The organism is Natronorubrum tibetense GA33 (assembly GCF_000383975.1).
Classification (GTDB): Archaea; Halobacteriota; Halobacteria; order Halobacteriales; family Natrialbaceae; genus Natronorubrum; species Natronorubrum tibetense.
Genome location: NZ_KB913017.1, coordinates 1,831,744 through 1,848,001 on the forward strand (window position 1 = coordinate 1,831,744; position 16,258 = coordinate 1,848,001).

The 16,258-nt window shown below is 63.6% G+C and carries 16 protein-coding genes; 7 read left to right on the forward strand and 9 right to left on the reverse strand.

Features of this window, described 5'->3' with window-relative positions:
- The first annotated feature begins 168 nt into the window (after window positions 1–168).
- The 3 genes from NATTI_RS0109490 (at window position 169) to NATTI_RS0109500 (ending at window position 2,622) form a co-directional block, all read left to right on the forward strand.
- The gene (locus NATTI_RS0109490) at window positions 169–399 is read left to right on the forward strand and encodes a helix-turn-helix domain-containing protein (protein WP_006092426.1); all 231 of its coding nucleotides are present in this window, start codon (window positions 169–171) and stop codon (window positions 397–399) included.
- 403 nt (window positions 400–802) lie between these two features.
- The gene (locus NATTI_RS0109495; protein ID WP_006092425.1) at window positions 803–1,333 is read left to right on the forward strand and encodes a 50S ribosomal protein L16; all 531 of its coding nucleotides are present in this window, start codon (window positions 803–805) and stop codon (window positions 1,331–1,333) included.
- Between the two features lie 413 nt (window positions 1,334–1,746).
- The gene (locus NATTI_RS0109500; protein WP_006092423.1) at window positions 1,747–2,622 is read left to right on the forward strand and encodes an ATP-grasp domain-containing protein; all 876 of its coding nucleotides are present in this window, start codon (window positions 1,747–1,749) and stop codon (window positions 2,620–2,622) included.
- 47 nt (window positions 2,623–2,669) lie between these two features.
- On the opposite strand, the gene NATTI_RS0109505 is transcribed toward NATTI_RS0109500, so the two are convergent.
- Together NATTI_RS0109505 and NATTI_RS0109510 are read right to left on the reverse strand one after the other, a co-directional pair.
- The gene (locus NATTI_RS0109505) at window positions 2,670–3,068 is read right to left on the reverse strand and encodes an Hsp20/alpha crystallin family protein (RefSeq protein WP_006092421.1); all 399 of its coding nucleotides are present in this window, start codon (window positions 3,066–3,068) and stop codon (window positions 2,670–2,672) included.
- 118 nt (window positions 3,069–3,186) lie between these two features.
- Complete coding sequence (locus tag NATTI_RS0109510; RefSeq protein WP_006092419.1) at window positions 3,187–4,200, reverse strand: type II glyceraldehyde-3-phosphate dehydrogenase; 1,014 nt, start codon at window positions 4,198–4,200, stop codon at window positions 3,187–3,189.
- Between the two features lie 183 nt (window positions 4,201–4,383).
- On the opposite strand from NATTI_RS0109510, the gene NATTI_RS0109515 reads away from it, so the two are divergent.
- Window positions 4,384–4,749 carry a DUF7857 domain-containing protein gene (locus NATTI_RS0109515; protein WP_006092417.1) on the forward strand — a complete coding sequence of 122 codons (366 nt, stop codon included), beginning with the start codon at window positions 4,384–4,386 and terminating at the stop codon, window positions 4,747–4,749.
- Window positions 4,746–5,444 (forward strand): MinD/ParA family ATP-binding protein, encoded by a 699-nt coding sequence (locus tag NATTI_RS0109520; RefSeq protein ID WP_006092416.1) that lies wholly within the window; start codon window positions 4,746–4,748, stop codon window positions 5,442–5,444. The genes NATTI_RS0109515 and NATTI_RS0109520 overlap by 4 nt, the downstream gene beginning before the upstream one ends.
- A 90-nt stretch (window positions 5,445–5,534) precedes the next feature.
- Here the strand turns inward: NATTI_RS0109520 and NATTI_RS0109525 are convergent, their stop codons facing one another.
- On the reverse strand, window positions 5,535–6,827 hold the full coding sequence (locus tag NATTI_RS0109525) for a DUF7125 family protein (protein ID WP_019991779.1): 1,293 nt from the start codon (window positions 6,825–6,827) through the stop codon (window positions 5,535–5,537).
- A gap of 98 nt (window positions 6,828–6,925) precedes the next feature.
- A complete protein-coding gene (locus tag NATTI_RS0109530; RefSeq protein ID WP_006087667.1) occupies window positions 6,926–7,801 on the reverse strand; it encodes a transcription initiation factor IIB in 876 nt (291 codons plus the stop codon).
- 344 nt (window positions 7,802–8,145) lie between these two features.
- On the opposite strand from NATTI_RS0109530, the gene NATTI_RS0109535 reads away from it, so the two are divergent.
- On the forward strand, window positions 8,146–9,423 hold the full coding sequence (locus NATTI_RS0109535) for an RNA-guided endonuclease InsQ/TnpB family protein (RefSeq protein ID WP_006087669.1): 1,278 nt from the start codon (window positions 8,146–8,148) through the stop codon (window positions 9,421–9,423).
- Between the two features lie 44 nt (window positions 9,424–9,467).
- Here the strand turns inward: NATTI_RS0109535 and NATTI_RS0109540 are convergent, their stop codons facing one another.
- The 5 genes from NATTI_RS0109540 to NATTI_RS0109560 form a co-directional block, all read right to left on the reverse strand.
- Window positions 9,468–11,183 carry a hypothetical protein gene (locus NATTI_RS0109540; protein WP_006087670.1) on the reverse strand — a complete coding sequence of 572 codons (1,716 nt, stop codon included), beginning with the start codon at window positions 11,181–11,183 and terminating at the stop codon, window positions 9,468–9,470.
- A 3-nt stretch (window positions 11,184–11,186) separates the two neighbouring features.
- Complete coding sequence (locus tag NATTI_RS0109545) at window positions 11,187–13,115, reverse strand: type II/IV secretion system ATPase subunit (RefSeq protein ID WP_006087671.1); 1,929 nt, start codon at window positions 13,113–13,115, stop codon at window positions 11,187–11,189.
- Between the two features lie 31 nt (window positions 13,116–13,146).
- Window positions 13,147–13,611, reverse strand: coding sequence for a DUF7311 family protein (locus NATTI_RS0109550; protein ID WP_006087672.1), 465 nt, complete (start codon window positions 13,609–13,611; stop codon window positions 13,147–13,149).
- On the reverse strand, window positions 13,608–14,402 hold the full coding sequence (locus NATTI_RS0109555) for a prefoldin subunit (protein WP_241434237.1): 795 nt from the start codon (window positions 14,400–14,402) through the stop codon (window positions 13,608–13,610). The genes NATTI_RS0109550 and NATTI_RS0109555 overlap by 4 nt, the downstream gene beginning before the upstream one ends.
- An 80-nt stretch (window positions 14,403–14,482) precedes the next feature.
- The gene (locus tag NATTI_RS0109560) at window positions 14,483–15,544 is read right to left on the reverse strand and encodes an ATP-binding protein (protein ID WP_019991780.1); all 1,062 of its coding nucleotides are present in this window, start codon (window positions 15,542–15,544) and stop codon (window positions 14,483–14,485) included.
- A gap of 75 nt (window positions 15,545–15,619) precedes the next feature.
- Here NATTI_RS0109560 and NATTI_RS0109565 point away from each other — a divergent pair, with 75 nt between their 5' ends.
- Window positions 15,620–16,165, forward strand: a complete 546-nt coding sequence (locus NATTI_RS0109565; RefSeq protein ID WP_006087675.1) for a DUF7382 domain-containing protein — start codon at window positions 15,620–15,622, stop codon at window positions 16,163–16,165.
- The last annotated feature ends 93 nt before the right edge of the window (window positions 16,166–16,258 follow it).

The following is a 16,258-nucleotide window of genomic DNA, read 5'->3' on the forward strand; positions in this document are numbered from 1 at the left end:
GTTTGTAGGGTTGCAGTCTGCCGTGTGCGGAACAATAGCATTCATCGCATCTCGATAGCTTCCCCTGTCGCTCCGTATCAATAGATATAATCACAATAATACTCGTTAGCCAATATGCATTATCTCCACCATAGCTTTATACAGGAGTTCGTCGTTGGTGTTGATACGATGATAGAACAGACTCACCCCAGCCCCGAAATCAGTCAGTTGCCGACCGAGGTCGAGTCCCCACAGGGCAAGCTCGTCTACCTTTACATCGACGCGACGGGCGGTGCCACCGCCGACGAGATGGGGCAGATCCTCTCGATGAAGAAAATCGGAATCCTGAGCGTCCTCAACTCACTCTCGAGTGCGGGCCTCGTCGAGAAGCGCGACGATCGATACGTCCTCGCCAACTGAGCCGATTGTTTTGTCGCCGCGCGTGTCGTGCTGTCGGTGTCGTCACAGTAGTGACGGCTACTCATACTGTCGGATAGAAGTCGATGAAGAGCATTCGCCGGACGGGTGCGGCGAATTTTCACAATAGTTCTGTCCGACAGTACCAACCTTGCCCGGAGTTCAGACTCCCGTTCCTTCGAGTGGTCCCTCGGCCTCGAGGGCTGTAAACGCCGCTCTCGACCCTACGACCCGTCGGCTCCTCGCCTCGAATCGGCTCGCTCGCCCGCCCGTTCGTACTGGTTTCGACGTCGACGCGATCGGTTGGTGGCCCCTCGTCCGCTTGCCGTCCGACTCTCGCCCCCAGCGCGTGGTTCGAAGCCTTTATCCGCACGGTAGGCCTGCGTTTTCGTAAGTAATCACAGCCATGTCAGACAAACCTGCCTCAATGTACCGGGAAATCGATAAGCCGGCCTACACGCGCCGCGAATACATCACCGGCATCCCGGGCTCGAAAATCGCACAGCACAAGATGGGCGACGTCAGCGCCGACCCTGACGAGTACCCCGTCCAGATCAGTCTCATCACCGAGGAGGAAGTGCAGATCCGTCACGGGAGCCTCGAGGCCTCGCGCCTCTCGGCCAACCGTCACATGCTGAAAAACGCCGGTGAGCACAACTACAAGATGATTCTCCGGAAGTTCCCCCACCAGGTCATCCGAGAGAACAAGCAGGCGACGGGTGCGGGTGCGGACCGTGTTTCCGACGGGATGCGACAGTCCTTCGGGAAGATCGTCGGCACCGCCGCGCGAATGGGCTCCGGCGAGCGCATCTTTACGATCTGGTGTGACGTCGACGACGCCGAGTTCGCCAAGGACGCGCTCCGACGCGCCTACAACAAGATCTCGCCGCCGTGCCGAGTCGTCGTCGAACGGGGCGAAGAGCAGCTGATTGCCTAAGAACGAAGTTTTGCTCTGCGGGCCGCCGTTGGCGGCCCTCGGCAAAATCTTCAAAAGAGCGCGAAGCGCTCTTTTGGACCTCGCGGAGCTTCGCTCCGATCAGATTCGATTAAAAGCAACGGAAGACGTTCCTGCTCGCTATCGCTCGCGGGCTGCGACTTCCGAGCCTTCGTTCGCTTCGCTCACGAAGACACTCCTCCTTCCGTTCACTCGTTCCTATTAGTCACTCGCTCACATCAGTTGTCGGCCCGCTCGTCCGCTTCGCTCCCTCGCGGTAACTGCCGGTGAGTTGCCTGCCCTCCCCCGAGTCGCGCGTCTCTCGCGTCTGCTCGAGACGCGCTCCTGACCACTAATCGGAGTCCCGACCGAGTGTCTCGAGCACCTTTTTACCTCTTTACTCCCGACGTTCCCGTATGATCGATCTCGCGGTCGCCAACGATCAGGAGACGTTCCAGCGGATGCGAGAGCCGCTGGCCGAGCGAGGCATTCGGGTTCATCACGTGCCCGTGAGCGAGCGCGTGGTCCCGCTCGGGGAGGACGCGCCGTGGTCGCCCGACGAGTACGACGCCGGCTACGTCTATCCTGGCCGACTGATGGAGGGTGGGGTCGCCGACGCCCTGCTCGAGGTGCCGTGGCTCAACGACCACGAGACGGTGTTGACCTCGCGGAACAAAGCCGAGGTGATCGCGCGTCTCGGTCGGGCCGACCTCCCGGTGCCGGAGTCGGTCTACGTCTCGAACGACGTCTCGGAGTCCGGACTCGCCGAGGTCTTCGAGCGGTTCGAGCCGCCAGTCGTCGTCAAACCGAACTCGACGACCCGCGGGGTCGGCGTCGCGAAAGCTCACGACCTCGACTCGTTTCTGGGGATCTGTGACTACCTCTCGCTGGTCCACGACTACCGCGCGACCGGCGACCGCTCCTTTCTCGTCCAGGAGTACCTCCCCGACGCGACCGACTACCGGGTGATGGTCCTCGAGGGCGAGTGCGTCGGCGCGGTCGAGCGTCGCCTGCCCGACGAGGCGGTCGCGGAGGGCCAGTGGAAACACAACGTCCACCGCGGGGCGGAAGCGACCGGCGTCGACCTGCCCGAACCGTGGCGCGAATTGGCTGAATCCGTCGCTCGCGAACTCGAGATTCCGTTCCTTGGCGTCGATCTGCTCGAGACCGACGATGGCGTGGTAGTCAACGAGACGAACGCGCGACCGACGATCGACGAGGAGACGAAGTACGAACCGGGCTTTTATGACCGACTCGCGGCTGCGATTCGAAAGACGGCCGACCGAGAATAAGCGAAACGCGACTGCGACGTCGCTGTGACTGCGACCGCGAGGACCGCCTACTCGAGACTGATTCCCGACGACTGCTCCGCGAGGTCGAAGACAACCTCGAGGACGCCGTTGTTGTAGGTCGCGGAGGCCGTGTGCTCGTTGACGCGCTGGGGCAGCGAGACGCGTTCGTCGTACTCGCGGTGGTCGCTCGAGGCGGAGATGGTCAGCGTCTTGCCGTCGCACTCGAGTTCGATGTTGTCCTTCTCGACGCCGGGGAGGTCCGCGACGACACGGATCTCTTCGTCGGTTTCGTGGATGTCGACGTGGGTGTCCATCCCGAAGCCGTTGTCGACGCCCGAGGAGTCGAAGTCGACGTTCGCGTCGGCTCCGTTCATCATTTCGTTCATCATGCGTTCAATCTCGCGGAACAGATCGTCGAAGGGTTCGTCGCGGTCGTCTCGGCGCATGCGAACCCGTAGTAGACCGCGGGGCAAAAACTTTCTGTCGTCACTAGTTGTTTGGGGTGATCGAAATCGAAGAAAGCGAGGGAGCGTCGTGTCCGGATCGCCCCTCGAGACGATCGATCTACAGACCGACGCCCATCGTCTCGTTCGTCGTCTCAATACTCTCCTCGGCGTCGGCTGCGCCGAGTACCGCTCGAATGGCGTCGACGTTCTCGGGTACGACGTCGCTCTCCTGGTGGATCCCCTGGAAGAGATAGAGGTCGTTACCGACCGTCGAGATGGACTCCTCCCAGATGCAGTTCTCCCAGATGTCGCCGCGCGGGCGGCCCGCGTCCATCGCGTACTCCTTGAGTTTCCCGCTGCCGTCGATATCCATTCGCTCGGGGATCAGGAACAGTCGGGACTCGTCGACGAACAGGTCTCGAACCTCGCTCGCGTCGACCTCCTCTGCCAGCGTCACGTTCAGGCTGTGCATGTGCATCAGCGTCGCGGGCACCTTCATCCCGAGCGTGTCGATGTCGAGGTCGTCGAAGATCGTCTCGACGTCGGGCCCGTGGTGGGAGGGGATCGTAACCGGGTTCGGCAGGATGTCGTTGATCGGCCCGCGGGAGGTCTGGCCGGGGTCGCCGCCCCGACGGACGAGCGTCGCGCGAACCTTCTCGACGCCGTAGGCCTCGCGAAGCGGTGCGAGAACTCGCGAGAGTCCGGTCGTATTGCAGGAGACGACACGGACGTGGTCGGCGTCGACGGCGTCCTCGAAGTTCGAGCGCGCGTTGAAGCTGACGTCGACGAGGTCGGCGTCCTCGCCACCCTGATAGAGCGCCGGCGTGTCGTACTCCTCGTACATCGACTTGTTCTCCGCGCCGATTCCCGAAGGCGTCGCGTCGACGACGACGTCGGCCTCGTCGACCAGGTCCTCGACGGGACCGGCGATCTCGAGACCGGCCTCCGCGAACTGGTCTGCGCGCTCTTCGATGGCGGCGTAGAGCGGGAACCCCTTTTCGAGGGCCGTCTCGGCCTCGAAGTTCGGCCGCGTCTTGGCGACGCCGACGACCTCCATATCCGGCTGTTCTCGCACGGCGTCTGCGACGCGTTTCCCGATGGTGCCGTAGCCGTTAACCGCGACCTGAATCATGTGTCCGGGAGTCCACTACCGAGGGGGATAACCGTTTCGAGGCTTTTCGACCGATTGTAACTCAGAACCGAGTTTTACACGGGTTTCGGTGAGTATTTCGAGCGCTCTGCTGTCGCGAACCGATCGGCGACGCCACCCTAATCGTGTAGAACTTTATACGATAGCGCGCTCGAAAATACGGGCATGGTCGAGGTCGACTGGGAAACTGATCGCCGGGAGGGTGTGACGTTCGTGACTGCAATCGTCGCGAACACGCAGACGACCCCGCAGACGGTCCGTCTCGAGAATCGCCTCGACGGGCCGACGTGGTCGCCGCGTCGAAACGGCATCACGGCACCCGAGTGGGACGGGGACGTCTGGGAGGGCACTGTCGAACCGGGACGCCGCCGCGGCGTCGGCTTCGCCAGTCCGAGCCCGCCGACTGAGCCGCCGCTCGAGGTCCTCGAGGTATCGCGCGTCTCCGACGCAACGACCGCGACGGCGGACGAGGTGCTCGCCGAACTGGACGGCTGGGCGCCGACCCCCGATGTTCTCACACGGGACCCATGATCGTCGCGGTCAGCGGCGGAAAAGGTGGCGTCGGCAAATCGACCGTCTCGCTGAATCTCGCCCGGGAACTCGACGCCGTCGTCGTCGACGCGGATCTCGCGACGGCGGATCTCCCCCGCGGGAGCGGCGCCGACTTGCACGACGTCCTCGCGGGACGCGCCGATCCGCTCGAGGCGGTCGACTCGTTCGGCTCGATTCGAATCCTCCCTTGTGGCCGGACGCTCGCTGGTGCTCGCGCGTCGAACGTGAGCGAACTCGAACGGGTGGTGGACCGACTCGAGCGGGAGTGCAGCCGCGTCGTCATCGACTGTCCGGCGGGGCTGGCCCGCGACGTCGGCACGCAGCTCAAGTGTGCCCACGTCGCTGTGCTAGTCACCACGCCGACCGAAGCGGCGCTCGTGGACGCGCTTCGAACGCGGGAGATCGCACTCGAACTCGACACGCCGATCGCGTCGATCGTCTGCAACCGAGCCGCAGCCGACGATTCCGAACAGCTCACGGCTCGCGTCGAGCGGGAACTCGGTGCACCAACTGCGGTAATCGAGGAGTGCTCGGCAGTCGACGACGCAATGGCGCGGTGGCAGCCGGTTCGTGACGCCCATCCCGACTGCGACGCGGTCGATGCCTTCGAAGCCGTCGCTCACTCGATCGAACGCTGCGAGAAGCGCCTCTCCGGCCGTATCGGGGTTCTCTGAGCCGAACTCGTTCACTCCTCGTTCGTGCCGAATCGATCCGGGTCCGTGGCCGAGCATTCGGACCGGTCAACGGATTTCGTTTTCGTACGCTCAATCGACGTCCTGCTTCGTCTCGAGCGTCATCGCCGCCACGCCGTCGAACTCGAGTTCGATCGTCTCGGTGAACGTGCTCTCGGGTCGGAACTTGGGGACCGACAGGTAGTGGTCGACGGCCGTTTCGACGCCTGACTCGGTCGTCCGTAGATCGAAGACGGCGTCGACCGCGTGGATCGTCGCCGTTCGATTCTCCGGTCGGCCGGGTCCGTCGAGACAGTGTAACACGGCAACGCCGTCGGTCTCGACCATCCGATCCTTCAGATCGTTCAGGAACGAGACGTACGCCCGTCGATCGTGTCGTTCTAGGACGTCTGTGAGATCGACGACGAGCGTGGCGCCGTCGGGCAGCTTCCCGATAATCTCGCTGGCTTCCTCGAGGACCGTCGTCCCCTCGACGTGGCGGATCGTCGGATTCCCGGTCTCGACGGACGTGGTCTCGATCGCCCGGCGGACGTTCGCCGCCGACCGCTCGGTCGTGAGATACAGCGTGCCACGGGGTGCCGTCGCCTCGTAGAGCAGTTGCTCGGACTGACTGGCCGGCTCGGCGGTCAGCGCCACCACGGAGCCAGGTGCCAGCCCACCACCGAGTCGCCGGTCGAGGGTGTCGATGCCCGTCGGCAGCAGTTCGTCGTCGTACGCCGGTGGCGTCCGGTCGGTCGCGTTTCGCAGCTGTAACGTCTCGACGATTTCCTCGTAGGCGGCCGTGGTGTCCTCGTCCGTCAGCGGCGACTCCACCTCCGGAACGACGCCCAGTACCGGCACGTCGACCCACGATTCGACCTCGGTGGGGACCTCCTCGCACCTGTTCACCACCGTCCCGAGCACGCACACGCCGAGCCGGCGAGCCATTTTGACCGTCGTCTCGGCGGCCGTGAGACTCCGCTCGCTGTCCGTCGTGACAACGATCACGCCGTCGGCCGCCGACAGCGGTTCGACGACGTCGGGTCCCGCCCCGGAGGGACAGTCGACGACCGTCTGTATCGAGTCGGTCTCGAGTCGACCGAGCACCGACTCGAAGTCCAGTTTATCGGACGGCTCTGGAGCGGGAACGATGCCGGCACGCGACGTCCGCGGACTCACCTGTGCGACCGATCGGATGTCGGACTCCGACGTGAGTGCCGCGAGCGTCGGCTCGCGGTCGACGCCGCCGGTCACGTGTACGTTCGGGAGCTGGCGATCGGCGTCGATCGCGATAGCTGGCGTTCCGCTTCGCGCAAAGCCCTCAGTGAGACCGAGCGTCGTTATCGTCTTCCCGCAGCCGCCTTTCGCACCGGCGATAGCAATCATATCGGGATTGGTGCGTCCTCCTTTTTCAACCTGTACACCGTCTTTGGGGTCGCACTCGAGAACCTATCTGAACGCAAACGGATGTTCCCGGATCGATGTCACCCGTACTGTTTCAGCTCGGTGGCCGTCGACCGAATCGTCATCCGCGAGACGTTCGCCAGTTCGGCGACTTCGGTTTGCGTGACATCGACGCCGTGGTCGTAGGCCGCCCGGTAGAGACAGGCGGCTGCGACACCGCTGGGGTTCTTCCCGCCGATCCGGCCATGCTCGCCCAGCCACGTCGCGTACTCTCGGGCACGGCTCTCGATATCCGCCTGCAGTTCGAGTTCGGAGGTGTACCGCGGCAGATACTCGATCGGCGAAATCGGGCCGACCGGTAGGCCGAGCTCTCGGTTGAGCGCGTCGTAGGCCGCCTTGAGTTCGCTCTTGCTCGCACGCGCCTGCGTGACGACCTCGTCCATCGTCCGCGCGATCGACTGGACGCGACAGGTCGCGTACACCGTCGCTGCAGAAAACCCCTCGAGCGAGCGCCCACAGAGCAGATCTTCGTGCTGGGCCGACTCGAACAGCGTACACGACTGTTCACGGACCGGCGTCGGCAACGACAGCGAGGAGACGAGTCGACGGATCTCGGTAAAGCCGTAGGCCTTGTTCCGCTCGGCTTTCGACGAGAATCGGGCTCGGTTGTGTTGCCGACGCATGCGAACCAGTTGGCGCTGACGCTTGCCCGTTACCTCCGCCCCCGTCCCAAAGCCGATTCTGGTCGACAGCCCCCTGTCGTGGCGCGAGCGCTCGAGCGGCGCGCCGGTTCGGCGTCGGCTGTCGCCGTTCTCGAGTGTCCGCCACTCCGGGCCGCGATCGATACTGTCTTCGCCGACCACGAGCCCACAGTCCTCGCAGACCACTTCGTTTTCCGTCGTTCGAAGACGGCCACCACACTCCTCACAGCTCTCCATCTGGGTTGCGCGTTTCATTCAGTCCCCACCGACACAAATCGTGTCTACACCATATTATATTAAAACCTCTGAACAATACGAAAATCAAGAACTTTATAAATTACAGAGGTGAACGGACAAAGATACGGCCGATATCTGATAGCAGTTCTACGAGTTCATAAGTGTTGGACATCCGAACAAAAACTGCTGAGGCTATGATCCTCCAAATACCGAAATCGACGGACTTCACAGGCGGTACAAGGCGGATGCCCCGACCCTTGAGGTCGGGGAGGAAGCCGACAACCGATGGCACAAACTACGTTACGATGGCAGGCCGACTCCCCCAACGTGTAAGTAACATCAACTGTGTATGTGAAAATACAGTGGAGTACCGTCGTACCGCCGTCATCAAACTCGACACGCCCGAAGGAGCCGACCCGCTCCTCCGAGAGACTGTCGAGCAGTTCAAACACTGCGCCAACACCGCAAGCGAGTGGTGCTGGCACGGGCGTCGCCAGATTCCAGAGGAATCTGGCCGCCAACCAGAAACGCCGCGCGTTTCTGGTGACGACGACGGATACCACGTCACTTCCAAAGCCAAAGCCGAACGCGCCCTCTACGACCAACTCCGCGACGAAACCAACCTCACCGCGAATCTCGTCCAGAAAGGGATTCGCAGAGCGGTCGAAGCCGTCAAAAGCGGAGTCGAACGACTCAAACGTGGAGAAAGCACATCACAACCGTACTTTTCTGCCGATAGCGCGGTGTACGACAAGCGGAGTGCGACCTTCCACCGCGACCACGTTTCCCTCTCGACTGTTGGCGGGCGCGTTGAGTGTGACTACACCCTCCCCGACGACTCGGAGACACCGCCGACCAAGTACGTTTCCGACGAGGATTTTGAGTTTCGGATGGCCCACTTACAGTACCGCGACGGTGACTGGTATCTCCATGCTTCGATGCGGAAAGTCGAAGCAGACGAAGAATCGTCTGAATCCGAGTCCAAGCACAGAACAGTCCTTGGTGTGGATTTGGGCGTGAACAACTTCGCCGTCGCTTCGACGGGGCGATTCTGGTCGGCAGACGAGTTCAACCACTGGCGTCGAGAATACGAGAAACGGCGTGGCTCGCTTCAGCAGTGTGGTTCTCGCCATGCCCATGAAAACATTGAGGCAGTCGGTCAGAAAGAGTACGGGCGGTTCGAGATATACCTGCATACGGTGGCGAACGAACTTATCAAGGAGGCCGTTGAGAACGACTGTTCGTACCTCGTGTTCGAGGACTTGACCCACATTCGGGAGAACATTCTCGAGGCGACGTGGCAACACGTCTGGGCGTTCCGACGCCTCTACGAGTACGTCGAATACAAGGCGGAAGAACACGGTGTCGAAGCCGTGCAGGTTGACCCTCGAAATACGTCGAAACGTTGCTCGACGTGTGGGTTTACCTACGACGACAACCGATCGGACGAATCGTTCGAGTGTCAGCAGTCCGGATACGAGAACCACGCTGACTACAACGCTTCCAAGAATATCGGTTTGCAGTATCTCCGTCGCAGGCAAAACGCAGGCGACGGAGGCGCACCCGTAGATGTGCGCTTAAATCGCGGGACGCTGAACGTGAGTGGGGAGTACGTTCCCCCTGCCTCTACCGAGGCATAGAACGGGAGTCCACGCGAAAGCCTCGGGCTTGACCCCGAGGCAATTTACAGCGCCATCTCGATGACGGTGACGGAAAACCCGTACAGGACCATCGAGGCGACGAGCGCTCGGCCGATGTGATAGCCGAAGAGGGCGCGATCTAACCCGTACCGAAGGGCGATCGAGAGCGGAACCAGGATGAAACACAGCGTGAGGAGATAGACGCCGACGACGATGGCGAGCGATTCGGCGGGAAAGGCGGCCGCGTCGAGATCCGCCGTCCCGACCATGTCCTCACTGGACATCATGGCAGCCATCGCGACCGTCGCGCCGGCCACCAGCGGTCCGAAATAGGCCGCCGTGTTGTCGAGCGTCCCCGTCACTTGCTCGAGACTCCGCTTCGTCTTGGCCTCGACCTCGTCGAGTTCCTCCAGATGGTCGGCCATCGAGACGATCGCCCGACCCGCGGGCTTTCCCTCGTCGGCGGCGATCGCGAGCAGCGCGGCCGTCCCGCGGGCTCGCGGGCTCGGGACGTCTCTGAGCGCCCCGTACTCGCCGAGGAAGGCGGCTTCGACGCCCGTGTGCAGGCGTCGCTGGACGCCCGAAGCATGCTCGAAGACCTCGCCCGTTTCGGCGGGGACTCGCTCCGCCGCGAGTTCGACCGCCGACTCGACGGACTCCCCTTCGGCGACCTGGCGGCCGACGATGTAGAGCGCGTCGGTGAGGTGTTCCTCAACGTCGCGGACGTAGTTTCGCACCTCGAGGATCGGCCCGAAGATCGCGAGCAGGCCGGCACCGAGACCGAGACCGAGCCCGATGACCGGCGCCAGATGGGCGGGACCGAACGTCACGGTGATCGCGTACCCGCTCGCGCCCGCGATGACGCCCCACAGCCCCCGCAGCCAGAGCCGGTCGGGAACGTCGGGGTGGTCGTGGCTGACTTTCGGCGGCGGGAACGCGACCGGGCGGCGGACGAGCAGCCAGAGACTCGCCGCGACGAGACACGCGGGGAGGACGACGTTGTACAGCAACACGATGATCCAGATGTTGACCGAGAAGCCGACCATCGGCACGGCCGGGACGAGCGCGATCAGCGCCAGCGGGATCATGATCCCGAAGGCGAACAGCGCGGTCGTCGGCGCGCGAATCGAGGCGGTGAAATCCGCCATCTGGTTCCGGGTACCGGTGAGCACTGCCGAGAGCGCTCGGTCGAGCGTTCGCGCTCGCTCGCCCTCCGGCGCGTCCTGGGCGGTCGCAAGCAGGTGTGAAGAGCGGCGTAACGCGGGGAACCACTCGGCCCACTCCTCCGCGAACGACAGCAGTCCCGTGTCCGCGGTCCCCATCGAGCGGTCGACGTGGCCGTTGAGACTGGCCGCCAGCGGCCCTCGCCCGGTCTCTGCGGCGAATCGGACGGCGCTCTCGAGTGCCGGCTGAACCTGCATTCGTAACACGGCGCGGCCGACGAGGTTCGGCGTGTCGCCGAGCGCTTCGGTCCGTCGGAACGCCGCCTGCAGATGCGGCAACGAGTGGATCGCGTGGATCGCCGCGACGGGCGTTACGAGGACGAAAAAGAGGACGAACGTGAGCGGTGCTGAGGTTACTAACAGCGGTAACGGGATGAGCGCGCCGACGATGCCGGCTCCGTATCCAGCGCGAATGACCGTTTCGTCGTCGTGTGGCGCGTCGATGAACGAGAGCGAGTCGACAAGATCGTCGCTCCCATCGACGTCGTAGGGGTACAGCGCGGCCAGGTTCCGAATGAGCGTCGCCGACAGCGTCATCGATCACTCCCTCCCCCGGTCGGCGTACGCTGCGGCTACTTCGCGCGGACTCGTCCGTCCGTCGGCGGCGAGTCGGTCGAGTAACTCCGTCCGCTCCGAAATCGCCTGCCGAACCGATGCGTACTCCTCGGCCGGACCAGTGAGTCGATCGACAATTCGGCTCTCACCGCGGTCGATCCGCCCGCTCGAGACGGTTCGTCCGTCGTCGTCGAGTTCGTACAGCGGCTCGAACCAGATGTCGTCGCCGCTGGTGATGACCTCCTCGATTCTGGCGACGCGACGGTCGCGGCCGTTCGGCGTCCGGTACGCCTGGACGGTCACGACGAGATCCGTCGCGCCGAACGAGGAGGGTTCGACCTTGAGGTCGGAGACAACGCGTTCGTAGACGTCATCGGCCCCGTCGCCGTGGATCGTCCCGAGCACGGCGTTCGCGTTCGCACCGACCCGCATCGCCTCGTAGAGCACGCGGGCCTCCTCGCCCCGGATCTCACCGACGACGAGGGCACCGTCTCCGAGTCGGAGTGCCGTCTTGAGCGCCTGCTCGGGCGATATTTCGGGCCCATCACCGGTGCCCGTCCGGAGGGCCTGGACGTCTCGATCGACCGACTGGAGCGGATCGACCGGGAGTTCGGGCGTGTCTTCGATCAGCACGGTTCGGGTGTCCGGCGTCAGTTCGTACAGCAAGGTTCCGAGAAGGGTCGTCTTCCCCGACCCTCGGGTACCGGCGATCAGTGCGGCCGCGTTGCGTTCGATGGCGACCGAGAGAAAGGCGGCAACCTCGGCCGGCATCGTGCCGTTTGCGACGAGACCGGGGAGCGTGAACTTGTCATCGGCCCCCTCGCGGAAGGCGAAGGCGACTCCCTCCGCAACCGGGTCGGTGACGCCGGCGACGCGGACGCTGGTTCCGTTCTCGAGGGCGGCCATCGCGTCAACCGTCGGGTTCGCTCGCGAGAACGCCCGTCCGCTGGTTCGACGGACGCGTGACGCGAGTGCCCGCGCGCCGTCGACCGTCAGGTGGACATTCGTCGTCATCGACTCTCCGTCGACGACCAGTCGAATGGGGTTCTGGGCGACCGGCGATGTCACGTAGATATCCGTCACCCGCTCGTCCGCGAACAGGTCCTCGAGGATGCCGTAGCCGCTCGTGTGTTTCGAGAGCACCCTCGTCAGCAACGGATCGGCCGGCTCGTCGGTCGCGTACTCGATCGCACGCGAGGCTGCCCGATCGCCCTCGACGTACCCCTCAGCGATGGCCTCGTAGCCCTCGATGAGGTGCTCTCGTTCCGTTTCGGAGAGCGTTCTGTCGACGACGTCGAGGACGTACAGCGGGACGCCGTCCGACCGCGTGTAGACCCGCGCTTCGCTCCCGGTCTCGAGTGTCTTGACGTCCTCGAGACGCGCGCCGTCGTCGATCCGCTGGTCGACGAAATAGTGTCCGATGGTGAGTCCGACGGTCGAGGTCAGCACCGAGTCGTAGCCGTCGATTCCGATTGCGGCGTCGGTGAGTCCGGACTCGACGGCGATGTCCGCGACCGGTCCGATCTGGGTCTCGAGTTCCGCAGCGACCTCGAGCGGGTTGCGCGCGGCGGCCTCGGCGAGTCGCTCGTCCCGCTCGCCGAGCAGTTCGACGAAGCGACCGGCCGCGCCGAGCAGTTCGACGCCCCGATCACCGTACTGTCGTTCGATCCCGCTCGATCTGGTGAGGATGCCCGTCGCCTCACGGCCGGTGAGCGCGTCGACGACCGTCCGTCGACACGCCGGTGCGCTCGCGAGGTCGCCGTCGCAGTCGCTCGCGTCGACCACCAACAACTCGTTTTCGAAGGAGGTACTGCACGTACACGCCCCCGTCGGCTCGCCACCTCCGAGCAGCGATCCGAGCCCGAGTTCGTCGAGCACGGATCGAAGGGCGTTCGCGAACCCATCCTGTGACATGTCGATACTGGCAGCCTGTTCTGGTTTAAAATTATACATGCCGGGAGACGATTGTCGCCTCTCCGTTCTCGTCTTCCAGCAACACGAGCGCGAGGCGTTGGTCGCCGGTCCCACCCAACTCGGTCGGTTCGGTCCCGTCGGGATCGTTCCAGACGATTTTCTCGCTGATGACCTCCTCTCGCGTGGTGCCGTCCTCGAGAACGTATCGGGCGTGGGTGTAGCTCCCGTTCTCGTGGGGTACCAGTTCGAAGTGGTCGACTCCCTCGCTGGTCAGCGTGCTCCGCGGGAGCGTCACCTCGACGACGCGCTGGGGATCGGGGTGGCCGTCGGGGGTCGTCTCCTCGTTTTCGATCAGCGAGGTCGCCTCGTCGTCGATCTCTGCCAGACTCGCATCGACCTGTCGCTCGCTGTTCATCGTCGCTCCCTTGTCGATAGCGGGGATCGAAATGGCGAGGAGTGCGATCGCCAGTATGACGGCGAGAACGTATCGGATCACGAGAGTTTAGCGCGGAGTGAGGTGAATAGACCGCTCGATTCGTCGCCTTCGTCGTCCGACGACTCAGCCGATTGGTCGTCGTCCGAGCCGAATGCGCTATCCGAACTGGACGCTCCAACTGAACCGGACCCATCGGCCGCGTCGTCCGATCCGGACAGCCGCCGCTCGATCGCCTCTTGGACGGCGAGTCCGCCGGACGAAGCGCCGTCACCGTCGTCCGCTTCCACCTCGTCCGCCGGTGGCTCGAGGAGCGTTTCAGCCGTCGCTTCCACGTTGCTGGACTCTCCCAACGGAGCGTCGGTCGCCGACCGCTCCCTCGCCACGAGACCTGTCGAGCCGGACTCGTTCGCGCTGGTTCCCGACATGTGTCCCGATCTGGACGGCTGCTCGTCGCCACCAGCGGTCTCCAGCGCAGGTGCCACCGTTCCCGCCTGGCCACCGGTACCGTCGTCGAGCTCTCGACCGTCACCCTGTCGCTCCCGCTTCGCGAGTGACCGCTCGAGTTCGTCGATTCGATACTCGAGCCGATCGACGGCGGCGATAGCCGCGTCGGCCTGGCGCTCGACGTCCTCGTTGACCGTCTCGACGTTTCCGACGAGACCGTGGACCGCGTCGACGGTGCCCTCCAGCTCCGCGAGTCGCCGCTCGTGTTCCTCGAGTCTGGTCTCGAGGCGTTCGACGTCCTCGATGACCGCGGCGAGATCGGCGACCCGGTCGAGTTCGACATCGCCGTCGACGACCGCGCGCTCGACCGCGGACAGTCGCTGATCGATACGATCGATATCGCTCATGTCGCTCTTGGCCGACTCATGGTATTTAAACATCAACTTCGATTGAAGTATTCGGTCTCCGTGCTGATCGTCGACTCGCGTCAGTTGTCCGCGACGACGTCACTCGCTCGCGGACTGTCACCGCCGTGTGGGGTGTCGCGCGGACGGACCTGCGCCGAGTGGATCGTCTCCGTCGCGTCGTCGACGATGACGACCTCGCCAGGGGCCTCCGGGAGTCGGTCCGCGTCCGACAGCGAGAAGTTCATGTACGTCGGCTGGGCGGCCTGGAGGGCGTCGAGGTCCGCCTGGGAGGTCAGCCGGTGGGAGATCAGGACGTCCGACTGGGAGATCCCGACTTCGGGGACGGCACTCGGCCGCTGGGTCGCCGAGACGAGACTCACGCCGGGGGCGCGCCCGCGAGTCAGAATCGTCCGGAGGGCCGGTTCCGCCACGCCGTCAAAAAACGTGTGGGCCTCGTCGAGGAGCAGCCACGGGAGCCGATCGATCGTCTCGGTAACGCGCGCACGATACAGCGCTTCCGCGACACCGCGGCAGACGGCGTTCATCGGCGCGGACTCGAGTCCCGAGACGTCGACGATCGTCGCCTCGGAACTGCCGAGTTCGTCGGCATCGATCCCGTCGGGGTCGAAGACCTCCCACGCGTCGGCGAGTCGGAGGTGGTTGCTCGCCGCTCGTTTGTCGGCGACCGGCGCGTCGGTCGCTTCGACGTGGGCTTTCATCTCCTCGAGCGTCGACGCCGCCTGTGCGGCCTGCCAGACGAGTCCACCCGCACCACTCTCCGGTGAGAGTCCAAGCAGTACACACCACGAACTGGGATCGAGCGAGGTCGGCGTGACGGCCGGCTCGTCGATTACCGTCGCGGGGACGCCCGCACCGGGGGTCGACTCCGCGAGCGTGTCGAAGACGCCCATGGGATCGACGATCACCGGTGCGACGCCGTCGGCTCGAGCGAGCCCTTCCGCGAGGACGCCCATCGTGTAGGACTTCCCGTAGCCGCGCTTGCCCACGATCAACATCGCGTGCGGGCCGTCGAAGTCGAGATGCAGCGTCGCCCCCTCGCTTCCGTCTCGAGCCCGGTAGGCACCCAACCGTCCGACGGGCCCGTCCTCGAGGTCGTTATCGCGTCCGATTACGAAACTCACAGCGGGCTTTGTTCCCTCTTCTCTTTTGAACTTTCGGTCCAACATTTAAGTCGGAAGGCGCGACCAAGAGAGGGTATGCTACCGGACACCCTGTTGTCGGACCGCTCCGACGGGTTGGATCGGTCCGACCGGTCGAACCGTTCTCGCTCGTCGTTCGCTCGAGACGACCGGGCAATCGAGGGCCTGCCGATCCGACTCGTGATCGCGCTGGTCGTCGGTGTGGCGGCGCTCGCGTTGATGTTGAATATGCTCGGTGGGATTGGTGACGTTGGGGATACTGAGGTGACCGTTGATATCCCTGATTCGGATCATCAAATGATTCCACCAGAAACAGACGGTGAAATTGAGGTTCACGTTATTGATGAGGACGGTGGTACCGTTGAAGATGCAACTGTAATCGTGACGGCAGGCTCAGCCCAGCTATCTGAGCCGGTGGATGCTGAAACTAATAGTGGCACAAATGTTGCGGAAATAGACTTTGATGAGGAACCAGATCTTCGCTCAGATCAAGACATCGGGACGTTGGAACTTGATGTAATCCCTCCGGCAGATAGTAACTACATCGACGAACAGCCGAACCCTGAAATTCGTGTTGCACAGGGTGCTGACGATCCTAGCTAATATCTTAGAAATAGACAATGATACATAAACAGAAAATGTCGCTTATATTTGTTGTACTCGCCGTTAGCGTGTTTTTTGTTGGTTCTGCAGTTG

Bases quoted from the DNA above. Each gene is read 5' to 3' on its own strand.
- NATTI_RS0109515 (WP_006092417.1), top strand. From the start codon at position 4,384: ATGGTCGAGGTCGACTGGGAAACTGATCGCCGGGAGGGTGTGACGTTC.
- NATTI_RS0109520 (WP_006092416.1), top strand. From the start codon at position 4,746: ATGATCGTCGCGGTCAGCGGCGGAAAAGGTGGCGTCGGCAAATCGACC.
- NATTI_RS0109505 (WP_006092421.1), bottom strand. From the start codon at position 3,068: ATGCGCCGAGACGACCGCGACGAACCCTTCGACGATCTGTTCCGCGAG.
- NATTI_RS0109510 (WP_006092419.1), bottom strand. From the start codon at position 4,200: ATGATTCAGGTCGCGGTTAACGGCTACGGCACCATCGGGAAACGCGTC.
- NATTI_RS0109500 (WP_006092423.1), top strand. From the start codon at position 1,747: ATGATCGATCTCGCGGTCGCCAACGATCAGGAGACGTTCCAGCGGATG.
- NATTI_RS0109540 (WP_006087670.1), bottom strand. From the start codon at position 11,183: ATGACGCTGTCGGCGACGCTCATTCGGAACCTGGCCGCGCTGTACCCC.
- NATTI_RS0109490 (WP_006092426.1), top strand. From the start codon at position 169: ATGATAGAACAGACTCACCCCAGCCCCGAAATCAGTCAGTTGCCGACC.
- NATTI_RS0109545 (WP_006087671.1), bottom strand. From the start codon at position 13,115: ATGTCACAGGATGGGTTCGCGAACGCCCTTCGATCCGTGCTCGACGAA.
- NATTI_RS0109525 (WP_019991779.1), bottom strand. From the start codon at position 6,827: ATGATTGCTATCGCCGGTGCGAAAGGCGGCTGCGGGAAGACGATAACG.
- NATTI_RS0109555 (WP_241434237.1), bottom strand. From the start codon at position 14,402: ATGAGCGATATCGATCGTATCGATCAGCGACTGTCCGCGGTCGAGCGC.
- NATTI_RS0109495 (WP_006092425.1), top strand. From the start codon at position 803: ATGTCAGACAAACCTGCCTCAATGTACCGGGAAATCGATAAGCCGGCC.
- NATTI_RS0109565 (WP_006087675.1), top strand. From the start codon at position 15,620: ATGCTACCGGACACCCTGTTGTCGGACCGCTCCGACGGGTTGGATCGG.
- NATTI_RS0109530 (WP_006087667.1), bottom strand. From the start codon at position 7,801: ATGAAACGCGCAACCCAGATGGAGAGCTGTGAGGAGTGTGGTGGCCGT.